Source organism: Pseudomonas sp. 09C 129, assembly GCF_002843625.1.
Lineage (GTDB): Bacteria > Pseudomonadota > Gammaproteobacteria > Pseudomonadales > Pseudomonadaceae > Aquipseudomonas > Aquipseudomonas chlororaphis.
Genome location: NZ_CP025261.1, coordinates 766,963 through 784,312, shown reverse-complemented (window position 1 = coordinate 784,312; position 17,350 = coordinate 766,963). Strand labels below are relative to the sequence as shown.

18 protein-coding genes are annotated in these 17,350 nt (G+C 64.1%); 12 read left to right on the top strand and 6 right to left on the bottom strand.

What is annotated here, in order from left to right; genetic code table 11:
- Window positions 1-25: 25 nt before the first annotated feature.
- The 7 genes from gshA (at window position 26) to CXQ81_RS03610 (ending at window position 6,242) form a co-directional block, all read left to right on the top strand.
- A complete protein-coding gene (gene gshA, locus CXQ81_RS03640) occupies window positions 26-1,609 on the top strand; it encodes a glutamate--cysteine ligase (protein ID WP_101336507.1) in 1,584 nt (527 codons plus the stop codon).
- Between the two features lie 199 nt (window positions 1,610-1,808).
- Window positions 1,809-2,786 (top strand): taurine ABC transporter substrate-binding protein, encoded by a 978-nt coding sequence (gene tauA / locus CXQ81_RS03635; RefSeq protein WP_007925265.1) that lies wholly within the window; start codon window positions 1,809-1,811, stop codon window positions 2,784-2,786.
- A gap of 95 nt (window positions 2,787-2,881) precedes the next feature.
- Window positions 2,882-3,676, top strand: a complete 795-nt coding sequence (gene tauB / locus CXQ81_RS03630; RefSeq protein ID WP_101336506.1) for a taurine ABC transporter ATP-binding subunit — start codon at window positions 2,882-2,884, stop codon at window positions 3,674-3,676.
- Window positions 3,673-4,512 (top strand): taurine ABC transporter permease TauC, encoded by an 840-nt coding sequence (gene tauC / locus CXQ81_RS03625; RefSeq protein WP_101336505.1) that lies wholly within the window; start codon window positions 3,673-3,675, stop codon window positions 4,510-4,512. The genes tauB and tauC overlap by 4 nt, the downstream gene beginning before the upstream one ends.
- A gap of 84 nt (window positions 4,513-4,596) precedes the next feature.
- Window positions 4,597-5,436 carry a taurine dioxygenase gene (gene tauD, locus CXQ81_RS03620; RefSeq protein ID WP_101336504.1) on the top strand — a complete coding sequence of 280 codons (840 nt, stop codon included), beginning with the start codon at window positions 4,597-4,599 and terminating at the stop codon, window positions 5,434-5,436.
- 135 nt (window positions 5,437-5,571) lie between these two features.
- Entirely contained in the window at window positions 5,572-5,817 is a 246-nt protein-coding gene (locus tag CXQ81_RS03615; protein WP_062823999.1) for a hypothetical protein, read from the top strand.
- Window positions 5,814-6,242, top strand: coding sequence for a type II toxin-antitoxin system VapC family toxin (locus CXQ81_RS03610; RefSeq protein WP_062824000.1), 429 nt, complete (start codon window positions 5,814-5,816; stop codon window positions 6,240-6,242). The genes CXQ81_RS03615 and CXQ81_RS03610 overlap by 4 nt, the downstream gene beginning before the upstream one ends.
- A gap of 125 nt (window positions 6,243-6,367) precedes the next feature.
- Here the strand turns inward: CXQ81_RS03610 and mgrA are convergent, their stop codons facing one another.
- The 4 genes from mgrA to CXQ81_RS03590 form a co-directional block, all read right to left on the bottom strand.
- Window positions 6,368-7,405, bottom strand: coding sequence for an L-glyceraldehyde 3-phosphate reductase (gene mgrA / locus CXQ81_RS03605; RefSeq protein WP_101336503.1), 1,038 nt, complete (start codon window positions 7,403-7,405; stop codon window positions 6,368-6,370).
- 583 nt (window positions 7,406-7,988) lie between these two features.
- Window positions 7,989-8,390, bottom strand: coding sequence for a type II toxin-antitoxin system HicB family antitoxin (locus CXQ81_RS03600; protein ID WP_009041686.1), 402 nt, complete (start codon window positions 8,388-8,390; stop codon window positions 7,989-7,991).
- A 29-nt stretch (window positions 8,391-8,419) separates the two neighbouring features.
- Window positions 8,420-8,602, bottom strand: coding sequence for a type II toxin-antitoxin system HicA family toxin (locus CXQ81_RS03595; RefSeq protein WP_007925285.1), 183 nt, complete (start codon window positions 8,600-8,602; stop codon window positions 8,420-8,422).
- A gap of 118 nt (window positions 8,603-8,720) precedes the next feature.
- Window positions 8,721-9,611 (bottom strand): LysR family transcriptional regulator, encoded by an 891-nt coding sequence (locus CXQ81_RS03590; protein ID WP_101336502.1) that lies wholly within the window; start codon window positions 9,609-9,611, stop codon window positions 8,721-8,723.
- Between the two features lie 138 nt (window positions 9,612-9,749).
- Between CXQ81_RS03590 and CXQ81_RS03585 the strand changes: the two genes are divergently transcribed.
- The 4 genes from CXQ81_RS03585 (at window position 9,750) to CXQ81_RS03570 (ending at window position 12,456) form a co-directional block, all read left to right on the top strand.
- Window positions 9,750-10,490, top strand: coding sequence for an SDR family oxidoreductase (locus CXQ81_RS03585; RefSeq protein ID WP_101336501.1), 741 nt, complete (start codon window positions 9,750-9,752; stop codon window positions 10,488-10,490).
- 33 nt (window positions 10,491-10,523) lie between these two features.
- Complete coding sequence (locus CXQ81_RS03580; RefSeq protein WP_101336500.1) at window positions 10,524-11,033, top strand: DUF1097 domain-containing protein; 510 nt, start codon at window positions 10,524-10,526, stop codon at window positions 11,031-11,033.
- Between the two features lie 29 nt (window positions 11,034-11,062).
- Window positions 11,063-11,959, top strand: coding sequence for an SDR family oxidoreductase (locus CXQ81_RS03575; RefSeq protein WP_101336499.1), 897 nt, complete (start codon window positions 11,063-11,065; stop codon window positions 11,957-11,959).
- 239 nt (window positions 11,960-12,198) lie between these two features.
- Window positions 12,199-12,456, top strand: coding sequence for a hypothetical protein (locus CXQ81_RS03570; protein WP_053259255.1), 258 nt, complete (start codon window positions 12,199-12,201; stop codon window positions 12,454-12,456).
- A 117-nt stretch (window positions 12,457-12,573) separates the two neighbouring features.
- Here CXQ81_RS03570 and betT read toward each other — a convergent pair whose 3' ends face one another.
- On the bottom strand, window positions 12,574-14,538 hold the full coding sequence (gene betT / locus CXQ81_RS03565) for a choline transporter BetT (protein ID WP_172963077.1): 1,965 nt from the start codon (window positions 14,536-14,538) through the stop codon (window positions 12,574-12,576).
- 395 nt (window positions 14,539-14,933) lie between these two features.
- A complete protein-coding gene (gene epsC, locus CXQ81_RS03560) occupies window positions 14,934-15,860 on the bottom strand; it encodes a serine O-acetyltransferase EpsC (protein ID WP_053259253.1) in 927 nt (308 codons plus the stop codon).
- A 191-nt stretch (window positions 15,861-16,051) separates the two neighbouring features.
- Here epsC and CXQ81_RS03555 point away from each other — a divergent pair, with 191 nt between their 5' ends.
- On the top strand, window positions 16,052-17,047 hold the full coding sequence (locus CXQ81_RS03555) for a D-cysteine desulfhydrase (RefSeq protein WP_101336498.1): 996 nt from the start codon (window positions 16,052-16,054) through the stop codon (window positions 17,045-17,047).
- The last annotated feature ends 303 nt before the right edge of the window (window positions 17,048-17,350 follow it).

Sequence of the window (17,350 nt, the reverse complement as noted above, 5' to 3'; positions counted from 1 at the left end):
CGACTGACGCGTGAAGGAATCCAACTTGAGCGAACTTCTCAACCGCCGCCTGGCTCTGCTCGGCGAGCGCGCTAACCTCTCTCTGCTCGAGCAGTGCCTGCACGGTATCGAGCGCGAATGCCTGCGCGTGACCGGCGAAGCGCGCCTGGCACAGACCCCGCACCCGGAAGAACTGGGTTCCGCGCTGACCAACGAACAGATCACCACCGATTATTCCGAGTCGCTGCTGGAGTTCATCACTCCGGCCCTGGCCGATCCGGCTGACACCCTGGCCAGCCTCGACAAGATTCACCGTTTCGCCTACAGCAAGCTCGGCAACGAGTACCTGTGGAGTCCATCGATGCCGTGCCCGCTGCCGGCCGAGGAAGACATCCCGATCGCCTATTACGGCACCTCCAACATCGGTCAGCTCAAGTATGTGTACCGCAGGGGCCTGGCCCTGCGTTACGGCAAGACCATGCAGTGCATCGCCGGGATCCACTACAACTTCTCCCTGCCGGAGCAGCTCTGGCCGCTGCTCAAGCAGGCCGAAGGTTTCGTCGGCAGCGATCGCGACTATCAGTCGTCGGCGTACATCGCGCTGATCCGTAACTTCCGCCGCTACAGCTGGCTGCTGATGTACCTGTTCGGCGCCTCGCCGGCGCTGGACGCGGGCTTCTTGCGCGGGCGCTCGCACCAGCTGGAACAACTGGACGCCGAGACCCTGTACCTGCCGTATGCCACCAGCCTGCGCATGAGCGACCTGGGCTACCAGAGCAACGCCCAGGCCGGCCTGACCCCTTGCTACAACGACCTGAACAGCTACACCGACAGCCTGCGCAAGGCCGTCGCCACGCCGTACGCGCCTTATGTGGAGATCGGCACCCATCAGGACGGCGAGTGGGTCCAGCTCAACACCAACATCCTGCAGATCGAAAACGAGTACTACTCCAACATCCGCCCGAAACGCGTGACCTACACCGGCGAGCGGCCGATCCAGGCGTTGATGGCCCGCGGCATCCAGTACGTCGAAGTGCGCTGCCTGGACATCAACCCGTTCCTGCCGATGGGCATCGACGTGCAGGAAGCCCGCTTCCTCGACGCTTTCCTGCTGTATTGCGCGCTCAACGAGAGCCCGCTGCTGGAAAACAACGAGTGCGGCAACGCCACCTCGAACTTCCTCAAGGTGGTCAAGGAAGGTCGTCGTCCGGGCCTGCACCTGCTGCGCCAGGGACAACTGGTGGAGCTCAAGGAATGGGCCGGCGAGCTGCTGGAAAAGATCGCGCCGCTGGCCGCCCTGCTCGATCGCAGCCACGGCAGCGACGCCCACGGCAAGGCGCTGGACGCCCAGTTGGCCAAGGTCAAGGATTCATCCCTGACGCCTTCGGCCCAGGTCCTGGCCGCCATGCAGGAGCACAAGGAAAGCTTCAGCCAGTTCTCCCTGCGCCAGAGCCTGGCCCACGCCGAGTTCTTCCGCAGCGAGCCCCTGAGCAAGGAAGACCAGGCGCGTTTCGAAGAAGCCGCGCGCAGCTCCCTGCTGCAACAGGCCGAGCTGGAACGCAACGAGGTCGGTGATTTCGACGTGTTTGTCGGTTCGTACCAGGCGAGTATCCTGGCGATCAGTAACTGAGCTAAGCGCCTGCGGCGCTTTTCGCGGGCAAGCCTCGCTCCTACGGGAGCGAGCTTGCTTGACGCTCCCCTCCCCGAAAGTGCTCTCTTTAGAAGATTCCTCTTTTAAGCTAATTCTAAAAAGTTATTTATTTTTAGATTCTTAGATCATTTAGTCTCCTCCCACGTCCACACTTGGCCGCCTGTCGAGGAGCTTCATGATGAAAATGCACTTTCCCCTTCGCCTTCTGGCGGCCGTATCCCTGGCTACCGCGAGCTTGTTCGCCCAGGCAGCCGACGTCACCGTCGCCTACCAGACCACCGTCGATCCGGCGAAAGTCGCCCAGGCCGACGGCACCTACGAAAAGGCCACCCAGGCCAGGATCGACTGGCGCAAGTTCGACAACGGCGCCGACATCATCGCCGCCATCGCCTCGGGTGACGTGCAGATCGGCTACCTCGGCTCCAGCCCGCTGACCGCCGCGATCACCCGCAAGGTGCCGGTGGAAACCTTCCTCATCGCCACCCAGATCGGCGCCGCCGAGGCCCTGGTGGCCCGCGACGGATCCGGGATCAACACGCCCCAGGACCTGGTCGGCAAGAAAGTCGCCGTGCCCTTCGTTTCCACCGGTCACTACAGCCTGCTGGCCGCGCTCAAGCACTGGAAAATCGACCCGGCGAAAGTACAGATTCTCAACCTCGCGCCACCGGCGATCATCGCCGCCTGGAAGCGCGGCGACATCGACGCCACCTACGTCTGGGACCCGGCGCTGGGCGTGGCCAAGGAAAACGGCAAGGTGCTGATCACCTCCGGTGAACTGGCCCGGTTCGGCGCGCCGACCTTCGATGCCTGGATCGTGCGCAAGGACTTCGCCGAGAAGCACCCGCAAATCGTTACCGCCTTCGCCAAGGTGACCCTCGACGCCTACGCCGATTACCGCAAAGACCCAAAAGCCTGGCTGGCCGAGCAGAGCAACGTCGACAAGCTGGTGAAACTCTCCGGCGCCAAGGCCAGCGACATTCCGCTGCTGTTGCAGGGCAACGTCTACCCACTGGCGGCCGACCAGGTCATCAGCCTTGGCGCGCCGACCACCAAGGCCATCACCGACACCGCGGTGTTCCTCAAGGAACAGGGCAAGGTCGAGGCGGTTCTGCCGGACTACGCGCCATACGTCAGCGCCAAGTACATCACCCACTGAAGGTCAGCCGCAGAGGTCGCCGGGCCCAGGCCCGGCGCTTCTCGTACAGCGTCTCACCTCGACAAAGGCTGCATTTGAACAAGGAGCGCGCCGTCATGGCTTTGCTACAACTGGAGCGCATCAGCGCACAGTACCCCGGCGCCGCCGAACCGGTGCTGGCGGATATTTCCCTGACGCTCGGGCCCCAGCAGCTGCTGGTCGCCCTCGGCCCTTCCGGCAGTGGCAAGACTTCGCTGTTGAACCTGATCGCCGGTTTCGTCGAACCCAGCGCCGGGCGCATCACCCTGGACGGCGTGCCAGTCGCCGGTCCGAGCGCCGAACGCGGCGTGGTGTTCCAGGACGATGCCCTGCTGCCCTGGCAGGACGTGCTGGCCAATGTCGGCTTCGGCCTCGAACTGGCCGGCATTGCCCGCGACCCGCGCGAAGCCCGCGCCCGGGAAATGCTCGCGCTGGTGGACCTGGCCGGCTTCGACAAGCGACGCATCTGGCAGCTCTCCGGCGGACAACGCCAGCGTGTGGGCCTGGCCCGCGCCCTGGCCGCCGACCCACGAGTATTGCTGATGGACGAACCCTTCGGCGCCCTCGATGCCTTCACCCGCGAGCAGATGCAGGAGCTGTTGCTGCAGGTCTGGCAACGCACCGCCAAGCCGGTGTTCCTGATTACCCACGACATCGAGGAAGCGGTGTTCCTCGCCACCGACCTGATCCTGCTGGCCCCCAACCCGGGGCAAATCGTCGAGCGCTTGAGCCTGGACTTCGGCCGGCGTTACGCGGCCGGCGAATCGGCCCGGGCAATCAAGTCCGATCCACGCTTTATTGAAACCCGCGAACACGTGCTGGCCCGGGTGTTCTCCCAACGCAGTGCCGTCTTGCGGCAGGAGCGCGCATGAACAGCTACGACCTCCCGGCCACCACGACCAAAGCCGCTAACCCGCACACCGCGGTGCCCCTGCGCCGCAGCCTGAGCACTCGCTGGATCAGCGTGCTGACCCTGGTCGTGCTGCTCGCCCTATGGTGGGCGGTGACAGCCAGCGGCCTGATCGAACCGCTGTTCCTGCCGCCACCTTCCGCCGTGCTGCAAAAGGGCTGGCTGCTGGTGACCAGCGGCTATATGGATTCCACCCTGTGGCAGCACCTGGGCGCGAGCCTCGGACGCATCGGCCTGGCCCTGGGTTTTGCCGTGCTGACCGCGATCCCGGTGGGCATCGCCATCGGCCACAACCGTATCGCCCGTGGTGTGCTGGACCCGCTGATCGAGTTCTACCGGCCGATTCCACCCCTGGCCTACCTGCCGCTGATCGTCATCTGGTGCGGCATCGGCGAGCTGTCCAAGGTGCTGCTGATCTACCTGGCGATCTTCGCCCCGATCGCCATCGCCACCGCCACCGGCGTACGCACCGTGGACCCGACCCGGCTGCGTGCCGCACAGTCCCTGGGCGCGACCCGGGCCCAGCTGATTCGCCATGTGATCCTGCCCAGCGCCCTGCCGGACATCCTCACCGGCGTGCGCATCGGCCTCGGGGTGGGCTGGTCGACCCTGGTCGCCGCCGAACTGATCGCCGCCACCAGCGGCCTGGGGTTCATGGTGCAGTCCGCCGCGCAGTTCCTGGTCACCGATGTGGTGGTACTCGGGATCCTGGTCATCGCCCTGATCGCCTTCGCCATGGAAATGGGCCTGCGCGCCCTGCAGCGCAAGCTGGTGCCCTGGCATGGCCAGGCCCATTGAAACCCCGGTAACCCTGTAGCGGGCAAGACTTCTTACAGACAGAACTGACCACGCCGGCAAATCGGCGCTCCATTCGAGAACGACATGAGCCTGACCATCACCCCTTTAAGCTCCGCCCTGGGCGCCCAGATCAGCGGCGTCGATATCAGCCAACCGCTGGCCAGCGAACAGCGCGACATCATCGAGCAGGCGCTGCTCCAGCATCAGGTGCTGTTCTTCCGCGACCAGCCGATCGACCCGCAGCAACAGGCGTGCTTCGCGGCGAGCTTTGGCGACCTGCATATCCATCCGATCTACCCCAACGTGCCGGAACAGCCGCAAGTACTGATCCTCGACACCGCGCAAACCGACGTACGCGACAACGCCATCTGGCACACCGACGTGACCTTCCTGCCGACCCCGGCCCTGGGCGCGGTGCTCAGCGCCAAGCTGTTGCCGACATACGGCGGCGATACCCTGTGGGCCAGCGGCATCGCGGCCTATGAGGCGCTCTCGGAGCCAATGAAAAACCTGCTGCAAGGCCTGACCGCGACTCACGAGTTCATCAAGTCCTTCCCCCTGGAACGCTTCGGCAATACTCCGCAGGACCTGGCGCGCTGGGAAGAAGCCAAGCGGAAAAACCCGCCGCTGTCGCACCCGGTGATCCGCACCCATCCGGTCAGCGGGCGCAAGTCGCTGTTCGTCAACGAAGGCTTCACCACCAGGATCAACGAGCTGTCGGACAGCGAAAGCGAAGTCATCCTGAAACTGCTGTTCGCCCACGCCACCCGCCCGGAATTCACCATCCGCTGGCGCTGGCAGGCCAACGACGTGGCCTTCTGGGACAACCGCGTGACCCAGCACTACGCGGTCGACGACTACCGCCCGCAACGCCGCGTGATGCACCGCGCGACGATTCTCGGGGATGTGCCGTTTTTCCGATAACCGATACTCGCCAGCTTGCTTATGACGCAGGACTGGCGGGTGATTGCGGCGTCACCAAACGATAAGTGGTTGCCCACCCTCGATGACGCGCGGCTATGCTATCAATGATTGCATTGATTTCATTCGGAGGAACCCATGGCCAGCCTGACAATCCGAAACCTGGACGACCACATCAAAGAGCGCCTGCGCATCGAAGCCGCCCACAACGGCCACTCCATGGAAGAAGAAGCCCGCTTGATTTTGCGCCGCGCCCTGAACAGAACAACCGACAGCCAAGGCCTGGCCAGTCGTATCCGGGCACGCTTTGCCGAGGCCGGCGGAGTGAAGCTTGAGCTGCCCGAACGTACCGAGCCGGCACGCGTGGTGGATCTGGGCGAATGATCGTGCTCGACACTAATGTGCTGTCGGAACTGATGCGTCCCCAACCGGACGCATCGGTATTGCTGTGGATCGAAGCGCAACCTGTCGAAGACCTCTACATCAGCGCCATGACCATGGCCGAGATTCTTCACGGCATCGCGCGCCTGCCCCACGGCAAGCGCAAACAGATGCTCCATGCGTCGGCGCTGGCGATGTTCGAGGAAGACTTCATCGACCGCATCGTGCCCTTCGGGACCCAGGCGGCTCTTTACTACGCCCATCTGATTTCGCACCGGGAAAGCCTGGGGCGTCCGATCAGCCTGGTGGATGCGCAAATTGCGGCCATATGCCGCGTCCACGACGCGGCGATCGCCACCCGTAACGCCAAGGACTTCAGCGACACCGGGTTGATCGTTATCAACCCCTGGCTGCCACTCGAGGTGTGAACCCGGCTCTGTAGGAGCGCAGCTTGCTCGCGATAGCGGTATGCCTGACACAGCACACTGCCGCGATCGCCGGCAAGCCTGGCTCCTACAGAAGCCGCGGCAGCCTTGCAACATGACGGCAGGTTCTATTCCGCGGTTGAAGGCTTCTCCCACAGATTGATCCCGCCTTCACGGGCAAAACGATCGATCTCTGCCAGTTCTTCGGCGCTGAAGTTCAGGTTCTGCAATGCACCGACGTTCTCGACGATCTGCTCCGGCCGGCTGGCGCCGATCAGGGCCGAGGTCACCCGTGGGTCGCGCAGGGTCCAGGCCAGGGCCAGTTGCGCCAGGCTCTGGCCCCGACGCTGGGCGATTTCATTGAGGGCGCGCACATGGGCGAGGTTGGCCTCGGACAGGTGCGCGGCTTGCAACGAACCACCGCCCGGACGATTGACCCGCGCATCCTCGGGGATGCCATTGAGGTACTTGTCGGTCAGCAGGCCCTGGGCCAACGGTGTGAAGGCAATCACCCCGGCGCCGAGTTCTTCGGTGGTGTCCAACAGGTCCTTTTCCACCCAGCGGTTGAGCAGGTTATAGGCCGGCTGGTGGATCAGCAGCGGCACTTTCCATTCCTTGAGCAGGGCCGCGATCTCGCGGGTTTTCACCCCGGAATAGGACGAGATGCCGATGTACAGCGCCTTGCCCTGCTGCACCGCGGTGGCCAGGGCGCTGGCGGTTTCTTCCAGCGGGGTGTCCGGGTCGAAGCGGTGGGAATAGAAGATATCCACATAGTCGAGGCCCAGGCGCTGCAGGCTCTGGTCGAGGCTGGCCAGCACGTATTTGCGCGAGCCACCGCCCTGGCCATACGGACCGGGCCACATATCCCAACCGGCCTTGCTGGAGATGATCAGCTCGTCGCGATACCGCTTGAAGTCTTCACGCAACAAACGACCGAAATTGATCTCGGCGCTGCCATAGGGCGGGCCGTAGTTGTTGGCCAGGTCGAAGTGGTTGATGCCCAGGTCGAAGGCGGTGCGCAGCAACGAACGCTGGGTGTCGATCGGCGTGCTGTCGCCGAAGTTGTGCCACAGGCCTAGGGACAGCGCCGGCAGCACCAGGCCGCTGCGTCCGACGCGGCGGTAGGGGATGGAGTCGTAGCGGTTTTCGGCAGCAAGGTAAGTCATCGAATCCTCTCTTGGTCCTGAACGCCCAGGTTTAAGCGAATGCACATGGGTGTGGGGCAGCGCCCTTGCAACATATGAATCAGCCAAACGCCAGAAAGTTGCCCAGCATACGCCCAGGCGCGCTCGCGGCCACTGCAGGAGTGGTCAATGACAGAAACGATCTGACACCCGCTGGCGGAACGCTCGAACGTGGCATTGGCACCGCGCTATTGCCCAAATCGGATGTTCGAAAACAGGGAATAAATATTGCTGTCGAAATATTTAATTACGTACCACGTACCACAGTACGAAATCGTAGCTGGAGGGGAAGCTCAGCCGATGAAAACCCCGGCTAAGTGACGCCGTCGACCGGAAGCCGGATCAGCGGACAAAACCCAGGAAACACAGGGCCCTAGCGGTGCTGCACCGCCTGGAAAACCAGGAATGACGGCATCGAACAAGGCGCTGTACCCGTTGTTTATAGACGCTAAAACGCCACCCTGCCGGGCCGAAACAAAGGGTTCCAAAGCCTGAGTGGTAGAGGAAAATATCGAGGGACAGAGGCCAGGCATGCCCCCATGGGAACCATGGGGGCGGGCAATGCCTAGGCGGAGAGTTCGCGTAAAGCGGCAGCCGCGAGAAAGCCCGAACGCGAGCGGTAACGCTGGTCGCGCTTCACCGTCTGGTCGATGCGTTCCAGCAATTGCTCCGGCAGGGTGGCGTTGAAGCGCACCGCCTTGCCGAAGTAAGGCGTGATGTCGAACTCGATCATGCCCCACACGCCACCGGCGTAATCGGGGTTGTCGATATGCACGTCGACCTCATGCACCTGGGGCAGCGGTTCACCATCGGCGACCAAGCCTTCGTAATGCAGCGACAGGGCCTCTTTCACATTCTCGAAGGCTTCTGCCGCGGTATGGCCGGCGGAAAAACAGCCCGGCACATCGGGGACGATCACGCCATATCCGGAGTCGGCATCCTTGTGCAGCACGACCGGGAATTTCATCTCGTTGACCTCTTCGTTCAAGGCCGGCCTCATTTCAGGCCCGCCTGTTTCAAGATGCTGTGGATCGTGCCCTTGGGCAGATCCGCATCCGGGTGGGGAATAGTGACCCGCCCCGGCTTGTGCAGATGCTTGTATTGGTGATGACTGCCTTTGACCGCGATCAAATACCACCCGTCCTCCTCGATCATCCTGATCAGTTCCCGACTGCGCATTGCCGTGTCCTTTCGATACGTCCCGAAAAGCCACCGTACACAGTCAAAGGCGAACAATACACACTATACACATCCAGACAATCAATACAGAAAGCAGCGATGACCGGCGCTGCCCTGCTCAGACCGCCTTGGCGAAAACCTCCGCCAGCCAGTCGACGAACACCCGCACCCGTGGCGACATCTGACGGTTGTGCGGGTACAGCACGGAAACCGGCATGGGTGGTGGCGGCGTGTCGGTGAGGATTTCCTGCACCAGCCCCTGGGAAATCTGCTGTGCCATGCGGTAGCGCGGGCATTGGATGATGCCCAGCCCGGCCACGGCCGAAGCAGCATAGATTTCCGCGCCGAACACCGACAGCGCACCCTCGATGGCGACTTCCCGCAGCTCGCCATCGACCATGAATTCGAAGGGAAACAGCTTGGCGGTGGTGCGCGAGACATAGTTCACCGCCCGGTGCCGCGACAACTCGTCGAGGCTCTTCGGCTCGCCGTATTTGCGCAGGTACGCCGGGCTGGCGCAGGTGATCTGCTGCAGGCCGGCCACGCGCCGGCCGATCAGCGACGAATCGCCCAGGGTGCCGGCGCGCAACACGCAGTCCACCCCTTCGGCGATCAGGTCGACAAAACGATCGGCCTCGCTGATGGACAGCTCGATCTCCGGATAGCGCGCCATGAATTCGGGCAGGGCCGGAATCACGAAGTACTTGGCCAGGGTGCCATGCAGGTCGACCCGCAAACGCCCCTTCGGCGCCACCGTGCGAAACGCCAGTTCGGCCTCTTCCAGCTCCGCCAGCAGCTGTACGCAGCGCTGGTAATAGGCCTCGCCGTCGAGAGTCGGGCGCACGCGGCGGGTGCTGCGTTCCAGCAGGCGGGTACCGAGCCAGGCCTCGAACTGGTTGAGGGTATGGGTCAGGGTGGCGCGCGGCAGGTTCAGGTCCTCGGCGGCCAGGGTGAAGCTGCTGCGCTCGTAGATCCGCACGAACACCTTCATCGCTTTGACTTGATCCACGACGGGCTCCAGGGCTCATTGATTGTTGGCGATTATTGAACAGTCAAGCCAACTCTGGCGCATTTATCACCCTGGGTAAACATGTGAATCTGCTTCCACACCACAGCCAATCACTCGTTACCCAGAAGGAAATTCGCCATGACTACCCAGACTTCGAAAGTTGCCATCGTGACCGGCGCCTCCCGCGGCATCGGCGCGGTGATCGCCCGGCAACTGGCCAGCGAAGGCTTCGCCGTCGCCATCAACTACGCCAACAGCGCCAGCGAAGCCTCAGCCCTGGTGGTGGAGCTGCGCCAGGCCGGCCACCGGGCCATAGCGATCAAGGCCGACGTGGCCAACGCCGATGACGTGCGCCGCCTGTTCGACGAGACCGAAACCCAACTGGGCAAGGTCGACGTGTTGATCAACAACGCCGGCATCCTCAAGGTCCTGCCGCTGGCGCAACACACGGACGAACTGTTCGACCAGAACTTCAACATCCACGCTCGCGGCACCTTCAACACCCTGCGTGAAGCCGCGACTCGCCTGAACGCCGGCGGGCGCATCGTCAATTTCTCCAGCAGCACCGTCGGCATGAACCTGCCGGGTTACGCGGTGTACATCGCCAGCAAAGCGGCGGTGGAGTCCCTGACCCAGGTGTTCGCCAAGGAAATGCGCGGTCGCAATATCACCGTCAATGCAGTGGCACCTGGCCCGGTGGCCACCGACCTGTTCCTGCACGGCAAGAGCGAAGAGCAGATCCAGGGTTTCGCCAAGATGGCCCCGCTGGAGCGCCTGGCTCAACCCGAAGATATTTCCCGCGTCGTGTCCTTCCTGGTCAGCCCTGATTCGGCCTGGGTCAACGGGCAGGTCCTGCGCGCCAACGGCGGGCTCGTCTGAGCCACCTCACCCACAGTCGAAGGAGCCACGCTCATGAATCACTCCACCGCGACACCCGCCCGTGGCGGGCAGACGAAACCGATGTTCATCCTGTTCACCGCGGTGGCCGCCGCCACCGCCGCGCTGGCGGCGGGCTCCAGTCTGCTGCTGAGCCTGCCGGTCTGGGCCATGTTCGTTGGCTGGGTGGCGTTCTTCAGCCGCGGCCTGACCCTGCGCGACGGCCTGGTCAACCTGGGCTGCGTGCTGATGGGCCTCGCCGTCGGCATGGGCGCGGCGCTGAGCATTGGCGCACTGAGCCCAAGCCTCGGCCCCTGGGCCCTGCCGCTGGTGGTGTTCGTGGTGGCGATGCTCGTGGTGTCGCTGCGCAGCCTGCGGGTGATGAATAACATCGTCGCCTACTTCCTCGGCCTGATCGCCTGGTTCGCCGCGCACCTGGAACCCTCCCTGGAAAGCTTCGCCGAACTCGGCGGTGCTGGAACCCTGGGCACCTTCGCCGGCTGGCTGTCCCACGCCGTACAACAACGCCTGCCCCGGCGTGCCTGAAACCACCCTCACCTGAAGAGACCAATGCCATGCAATCCGTCATCCTGATTACCGGCGCCTCCAGTGGTTTTGGCGCCCTGACCGCCCGCGCCCTCGCCGACGTCGGCCACATTGTCTACGCCAGCATGCGTGAAACCCTGGGCCGCAATGCGCCTCAGGTGGCCGAGGTGCGGCGCTACGCCGACGAGCACCGGGTCGATTTGCGCAGCGTCGAACTGGACGTCGCCTCCAGCGCCTCGGTCGAGGCCGGTGTCGCCCGGATAGTCGCCGACTGCGGCCGGCTGGACGTGATCATCCACAACGCCGGGCACATGGCCTTCGGCCCCGCCGAAGCCTTCACCCCCGAACAGTTCGCCCAGCTCTACGACATCAACGTACTGAGCACCCAGCGGGTCAACCGCGCGGCCCTGCCGCAACTGCGCAAGCAGGGCCGGGGACTGGTGCTGTGGGTATCCTCCAGCAGCGCCCGCGGCGGCACCCCGCCCTACCTGGCGCCGTACTTCGCGGCCAAGGCGGCGATGGACTCCCTGGCGGTGTCCTATGCCGGGGAGCTGGCGCGCTGGGGCGTGGAGACCTCGATCATCGTGCCGGGCGCCTTCACCCAGGGCACCAACCACTTCGCGCACTCCGGCGCCCCGGCCGACCAGGCCCGCGCCGCCGAGTACAACCAGGGCCCCTATGCCGGCGTGCCGGAGCAGGCACTCAACGGCCTGGCCGCCCTGGAGCCGGCTGACGCCGATGTCACCGAGGTCGCGAAGGCCATCGTCGAGATCGTCGGCCTGCCCTTCGGCTCCCGGCCGTTGCGCCGGCATATCGACCCGTCCCAGGACGGTGCCGAGATCGTTAATGCCATGGCCGACCGGGTGCGCGCCGAGATGTTTCGCCGCATCGGCCTGGAAGACCTGCTCAAGCCCGCCGTTCGCTGAAACAACGGCACCGATGGCCCGGGCACTCCCCGGGCCATCGCTGCTTTCCACCGGCTTATTCGCGGAGACACTCATGCCCCCGACCACCGACTCGCCCGTTTCGTCCAACACCCTGCTGTTCCCGGCCTTCGCTTTTCGCGGAGCAGGACGCTACTCCCTGGACCACACTCTAGGTCGGGAGCCTTGAACCGCCATCGACCCTGGGCTCACCCCTGAATTCCGCCCGCGAGGACTTCATCATGCACACCGCGATCATCACTTGCTTCGGCCTGATTCTCCTGGCGCTGATGCTGTTTATCGGCGAAAAGCTCGGCCTCGGCCGCCAGACCCTGGCCTACAGTTTCGTCGTACTCTGGCTGGCGCTGACGGTGATCAACGGCGCGGTGGGGATGGTCCACGCCGGCCAGCCCCTGAGCACGGAGCTGGCGGTCGGCAGTGTGGTGTTCGGCGTGCCGGTGGCGGCGCTGGTGTTGTTCACGGTATTGGGCCGGGCCTGAGGCCCCTGACCGCGGGCAAGCCTCGCTCCTACAGAAGCACGAGGTCTTCTGTAGGAGCAGGGGGGACGCCCAGTCCTTGCCCGCGATGACGGTGGCACAAACGCCACCGCCCCGCGATCAACGCACCAGGTGCAGGAACTGCATATGGCGTTCGTACTGGTCGAGGATGTCGTTGATGATCTGCTCCTTGGTGTAGCCCATCAGGTCATAGTCCTGGCTACCCTCGGCCAGGTGCACCTCGGCCCGGTAGTAACGCCGGTTGCGCATCTCCTTGGGCCCCATGCCGCCACGGGCGAAGGACGGGGTGAAGTAGCCGCGCATCTGCACCTGGTAGACGAACGGATGCTGGTCGCCATGGCCGATTTCCAGGCTGACGTTGTCGTTGGCCGGGTCCGGTTGGGTGATCACGTTCAGGCCTTTCTCGACGAACACCGCGGTCACTTCTTCGATGGCCGGGCGCACCGTCTGATCGAGGAAGCGATACACCTCGTCGCGCGACGGGAAATGCACCGCCTGGCTCAGGCGCTGGCGCCAGCCGCCCTTGCCGCGCCGCGAGGACGACGACACCGGCGCCAGCGAATGCAGCTGGGCGATCTGCTTCTGCGACTCGAGGTAGAAGGCCTTGTGCAGCCCCCACATCATCAGCAGCAGGATCATCGAGAACGGCAGCGAGGTCAGCACCACCGCCGACTTCAGCGAGTCGATGCTGCCGGCGAACAGCAGCGCGCTGGTGACCAGTGCGGTCATCGCGCCCCAGAACACCCGCAGCCATTTCGGCCCGTCTTCATCGGCATTGCCGCCCTTGGCCGACAGGGTAGAGAGCACCACGGTGCCGGAGTCGGCCGAGGTGACGAAGAACACGAAGCTGATGAACACCGTCACGGCGATGACAGTCTTGCTCCAGGGGTAGGTTTCCAGCAGCAGGTAGAGGGTCATCGAAGGGTTCTCGATGGCCGACATGCCCAGCGCGCTCATGCCATGGTTGAGCACCTGGTCGATGGCGCTGTTACCGAAGATCGACATCCAGGCCAGGGTGAAGCCCAGGGGAATCAGCAACACGCCGAACACGAATTCACGGATGGTCCGGCCACGGGAAATCCGCGCGATGAACAGGCCCACGAACGGCGACCATGCGATCCACCAGGCCCAGTAGAAGACGGTCCAGCCGCCCAGCCAGTCGCTGGGCTCGTCATAGGCGTAGAGGTCGAAACTCTTGGTCGGCAAGGCGCCGAGGTAATCGCCGAGGTTCTGGATCAGGGTGTTGAGCAGGTGCTGGGTGGGGCCGGCGAACAACACGAACAGCAGCAGCGCACAGGCCAGCAGCATGTTGATGTCGGACATCACCCGCACGCCCTTGTCGACGCCGGACACCGCGACAATGATCGCCGCGCCCATCATCAGGGTGATCAGGCCCACCTGGACCCACTGGGTGTGGGCGATGCCGAACAGATAATCCAGGCCGGAGTTGAGGTGCAGCACGCCAAAGCCCATGTCGGCGCCGAGGCCGAACACCGTGGCGATGATGCCGAAGCCATCCACCGCGTAGCCGATGGGGCCGTTGATGCGCTTGCCGATCAGCGGGTACAGCGCCGAACGCAGGGCCAGCGGCAGGTTATGCCGGTAGGCGAAATACGCCAGGGCCATGCCGACGAAGGCGAACACGCCCCAGCCGTGCAGGCCCCAGTGCAGGAAGAGAATCTGCATGGCCTGGCGCGCCGCATCCGCGGTCCCGGCCTCGCCCTGGGGCGGTTGCAGCATGTGGGTCAGGGGTTCCGACACGCAGAAGAAGAACAGCGTGATGCTGATCCCGGCGGCGAACAGCATGCCGGCCCAGGACAGGTAACTGAATTCCGGTTCGTCGTGGTCGGCACCGAGCTTGATCTTGCCGTAGCCGGACAAGGCGGTGACCACCACGAAGATCAGGTACAGGGTCATGGCCAGCATGTAGTACCAGCCGACCGTATTGGCCGCCCAGTTTTGCGCGGCCAGCAGCCAGGCGCCGGCTTGTTCCGGCAGGGCAATGACCACCAGGCCGAAGGCCAGGATAAAGCTCGCGGCGAAGTAGAACACCGGCGGATTCATGCGGATCAGGCCGCTGGCGGGAATGGACGATGCACTCATCAAGCGTGCACCTCGAGGGGGTAAAACGCGGCTGAAAAGATCGGACTCAGCAAAGGTAAGCCTCCTGTTGTGAGCGGGCAGCGAGCTGCCGGTTTAACTTGAACAAGCGTTCAAGTTAAACACGGATAGGCGCGCAAGGACTAATCGCCGGGCTCGGCGGTCGCCTGATTTCGCAGGTTTTAAGAAAGGTCTGATGTGTGGCGGAGGGAATCGTTCAGCGTTAAATAAGCCGATTTCTGTAGCCGCTGCCGAAGGCTGCGCCAAGGCCCGCAGGGCCTGCAAAAGACCCAAGAGCGGCGCCCCTCTCGGGGCGATCGCAGCCCGCGGCAGCGGCTACATGATGCAAGCACCTCGGCTTATTTTTGCGACCCATCGTCATGCTGCAGGTTGGCCTGGGTCAGGTTGCACCCGGCCGGCACGCTGCGGGTCAGCCAGACATTGCCGCCGATGGTCGAGCCCTTGCCGATGGTGATGCGCCCGAGGATGGTCGCGCCGGCGTAGATCACCACGTCGTCCTCGACGATCGGGTGGCGCGGGTGGCCCTTCTGCAACTGGCCGTCCTCGTCCGCCGGGAAGCGCTTGGCACCCAGGGTCACGGCCTGGTAGATGCGCACACGCTCGCCGATGATCGCGGTCTCGCCGATCACCACACCGGTGCCGTGGTCGATGAAGAAACTGCGGCCGATCTGCGCCCCCGGGTGAATGTCGATTCCGGTGGCCGAGTGGGCGATTTCCGCGCTGATCCGCGCCAGCAGCGGCAGGCCGGCGCGGTACAGATGGTGGGCCAGGCGATGGTGGATCACCGCCAGGATGCCCGGGTAGCACAGCAGCACTTCATCGACGCTGCGCGCCGCCGGGTCGCCATGGTAGGCGGCCAGCACATCGGTATCGAGCAACACTCGCAGCCCCGGCAGGGCCAGGGCGAAATCCTGGATGATGCGGATGGCCCTGGCGTTGACGTCTTCGTCCGCCTCGCCGCTCTGGCGCGCGGCATAACGCAGCTCCAGGCGAGCCTGGGCGAGCAGCGCATTGAGGGCCGCGTCCAGGGTGTGGCCGACGTAGAAGTCCTCGCTTTCTTCGCGCAGGTCCACCGGGCCCAGGCGCATCGGGAACAAGGCCCCACACAGCGCCTCGAGAATCTCGGCCATGGCCGCGCGCGACGGCAGTTCCCGACCACCCTGCTCACCACTGACCCGCCCGTTGCGGGTACGCCACTGGTCGCGGGCATCACGCAGTTGACCGACTATGGTCTGCAATTGCCAATGGCTGGAACGCTCGCTCACGATAAGACTCCTCACTCAGGCGGCCGGACGGTCTGGCCGCGTAAACGACGTCACTTTACGGTATGCGTCCCAGGCCAAATTAAGAACTAATTGTGCTGGCCTAAGTACCTTTTGGCATAAGCGATTGACGGTTGCCCCGGTAAATATCGCTGCCTATAGTCCCTGACACCTCTGACAACCTGTGCGGCCTCATGATCAAACGACAGCTCGACCGTTTTAACCGTCTCGACCTGCTGGGCGGCGCCACCGCCCTGGAAAAACTCGAACGCCTGTCCACCTGGCTGGGCCGCGATGTCTACGTCAAGCGCGACGACACCACGCCGCTGGCCATGGGCGGCAACAAGCTGCGCAAACTCGAATACCTGGCCGCCGATGCGCTGGCCCAGGGCGCGGACACCCTGATCACCGCGGGCGCCATCCAGTCCAACCACGTACGCCAGACCGCGGCCCTGGCCGCCAGGCTCGGCCTGGGTTGCGTCGCCTTGCTGGAAAACCCCATCGGCACCGATGACAGCAATTACCTGGGCAACGGCAACCGCCTGCTGCTCGACCTGTTCGACGCCAAGGTCGAGCTGGTGGAGAACCTGGACAACGCCGACGAGCAGTTGCAGGCCCTGGCCGAGCGCCTGCGCAGCAGCGGCAAGCAGCCGTACCTGGTGCCGATTGGCGGCTCCAATGCCCTCGGCGCGCTGGGTTACGTGCGCGCCGGCCTGGAGCTGGCGGAGCAGATCAACAACAGCGGGCTCGACTTCGCCGCCGTGGTGCTGGCCTCGGGCAGCGCCGGCACCCACAGCGGCCTGGCCCTGGCCTTGAGCGAAGTGTTGCCGCAGTTGCCGGTGATCGGCGTCACCGTGTCGCGCACCGACGAAGCGCAACGGCCGAAGGTCCAGGGCCTGGCCGAGCGCACCGCCGAATTGCTCGGGGTGACGTTGCCGGAGAGCTTCAAGGTGGAGTTGTGGGACGAATATTTCGCCCCGCGTTATGGCGAACCGAATGCCGGCACCCTGGCCGCGGTGAAACTGCTGGCAAGCCAGGAAGGCCTGCTGCTGGACCCGGTCTACACCGGCAAGGCCATGGCCGGCCTGCTCGACGGCATCGGCCGCCAGCGCTTCGACGACGGCCCGATCATCTTCCTGCATACCGGCGGCGCGCCGGCGCTGTTCGCTTATGCCGGTTCGTTTGCCTGAATACTGACCTGTAGCCGCTGCCGCAGGCTGCGATCGGCGGCGCAGCCGTCGTAAAACCTGCGCATGCGGCGCATCAGAAAAGACGCGTTCGCCGGATTTGCGCCTGCTACGTCGGAATGCCGCCCAAAACGATCGCAGCCTGCGGCAGCGGCTACAGAGGGTTGAGAACGTATATTTAAAAAAAGCATAACAATGTGAATTTATATTATTTTTACATCTATAAGCAGCCACTTATAGTCGCGCCGCAGGCGAATTTGCCGCGAGACGCATACGCTGCATTTAGTGCAGGATAAGGCGCTCGTT

Excerpts from the sequence above, each read along its gene's own strand:
- tauA (WP_007925265.1), top strand. The coding sequence starts at position 1,809 with ATGAAAATGCACTTTCCCCTTCGCCTTCTGGCGGCCGTATCCCTGGCT.
- tauB (WP_101336506.1), top strand. The coding sequence starts at position 2,882 with ATGGCTTTGCTACAACTGGAGCGCATCAGCGCACAGTACCCCGGCGCC.
- tauC (WP_101336505.1), top strand. The coding sequence starts at position 3,673 with ATGAACAGCTACGACCTCCCGGCCACCACGACCAAAGCCGCTAACCCG.
- tauD (WP_101336504.1), top strand. The coding sequence starts at position 4,597 with ATGAGCCTGACCATCACCCCTTTAAGCTCCGCCCTGGGCGCCCAGATC.
- CXQ81_RS03615 (WP_062823999.1), top strand. The coding sequence starts at position 5,572 with ATGGCCAGCCTGACAATCCGAAACCTGGACGACCACATCAAAGAGCGC.
- CXQ81_RS03610 (WP_062824000.1), top strand. The coding sequence starts at position 5,814 with ATGATCGTGCTCGACACTAATGTGCTGTCGGAACTGATGCGTCCCCAA.
- mgrA (WP_101336503.1), bottom strand. The coding sequence starts at position 7,405 with ATGACTTACCTTGCTGCCGAAAACCGCTACGACTCCATCCCCTACCGC.
- CXQ81_RS03600 (WP_009041686.1), bottom strand. The coding sequence starts at position 8,390 with ATGAAATTCCCGGTCGTGCTGCACAAGGATGCCGACTCCGGATATGGC.
- CXQ81_RS03595 (WP_007925285.1), bottom strand. The coding sequence starts at position 8,602 with ATGCGCAGTCGGGAACTGATCAGGATGATCGAGGAGGACGGGTGGTAT.
- CXQ81_RS03585 (WP_101336501.1), top strand. The coding sequence starts at position 9,750 with ATGACTACCCAGACTTCGAAAGTTGCCATCGTGACCGGCGCCTCCCGC.
- CXQ81_RS03580 (WP_101336500.1), top strand. The coding sequence starts at position 10,524 with ATGAATCACTCCACCGCGACACCCGCCCGTGGCGGGCAGACGAAACCG.
- CXQ81_RS03575 (WP_101336499.1), top strand. The coding sequence starts at position 11,063 with ATGCAATCCGTCATCCTGATTACCGGCGCCTCCAGTGGTTTTGGCGCC.
- CXQ81_RS03570 (WP_053259255.1), top strand. The coding sequence starts at position 12,199 with ATGCACACCGCGATCATCACTTGCTTCGGCCTGATTCTCCTGGCGCTG.
- betT (WP_172963077.1), bottom strand. The coding sequence starts at position 14,538 with ATGAATCCGCCGGTGTTCTACTTCGCCGCGAGCTTTATCCTGGCCTTC.
- CXQ81_RS03555 (WP_101336498.1), top strand. The coding sequence starts at position 16,052 with ATGATCAAACGACAGCTCGACCGTTTTAACCGTCTCGACCTGCTGGGC.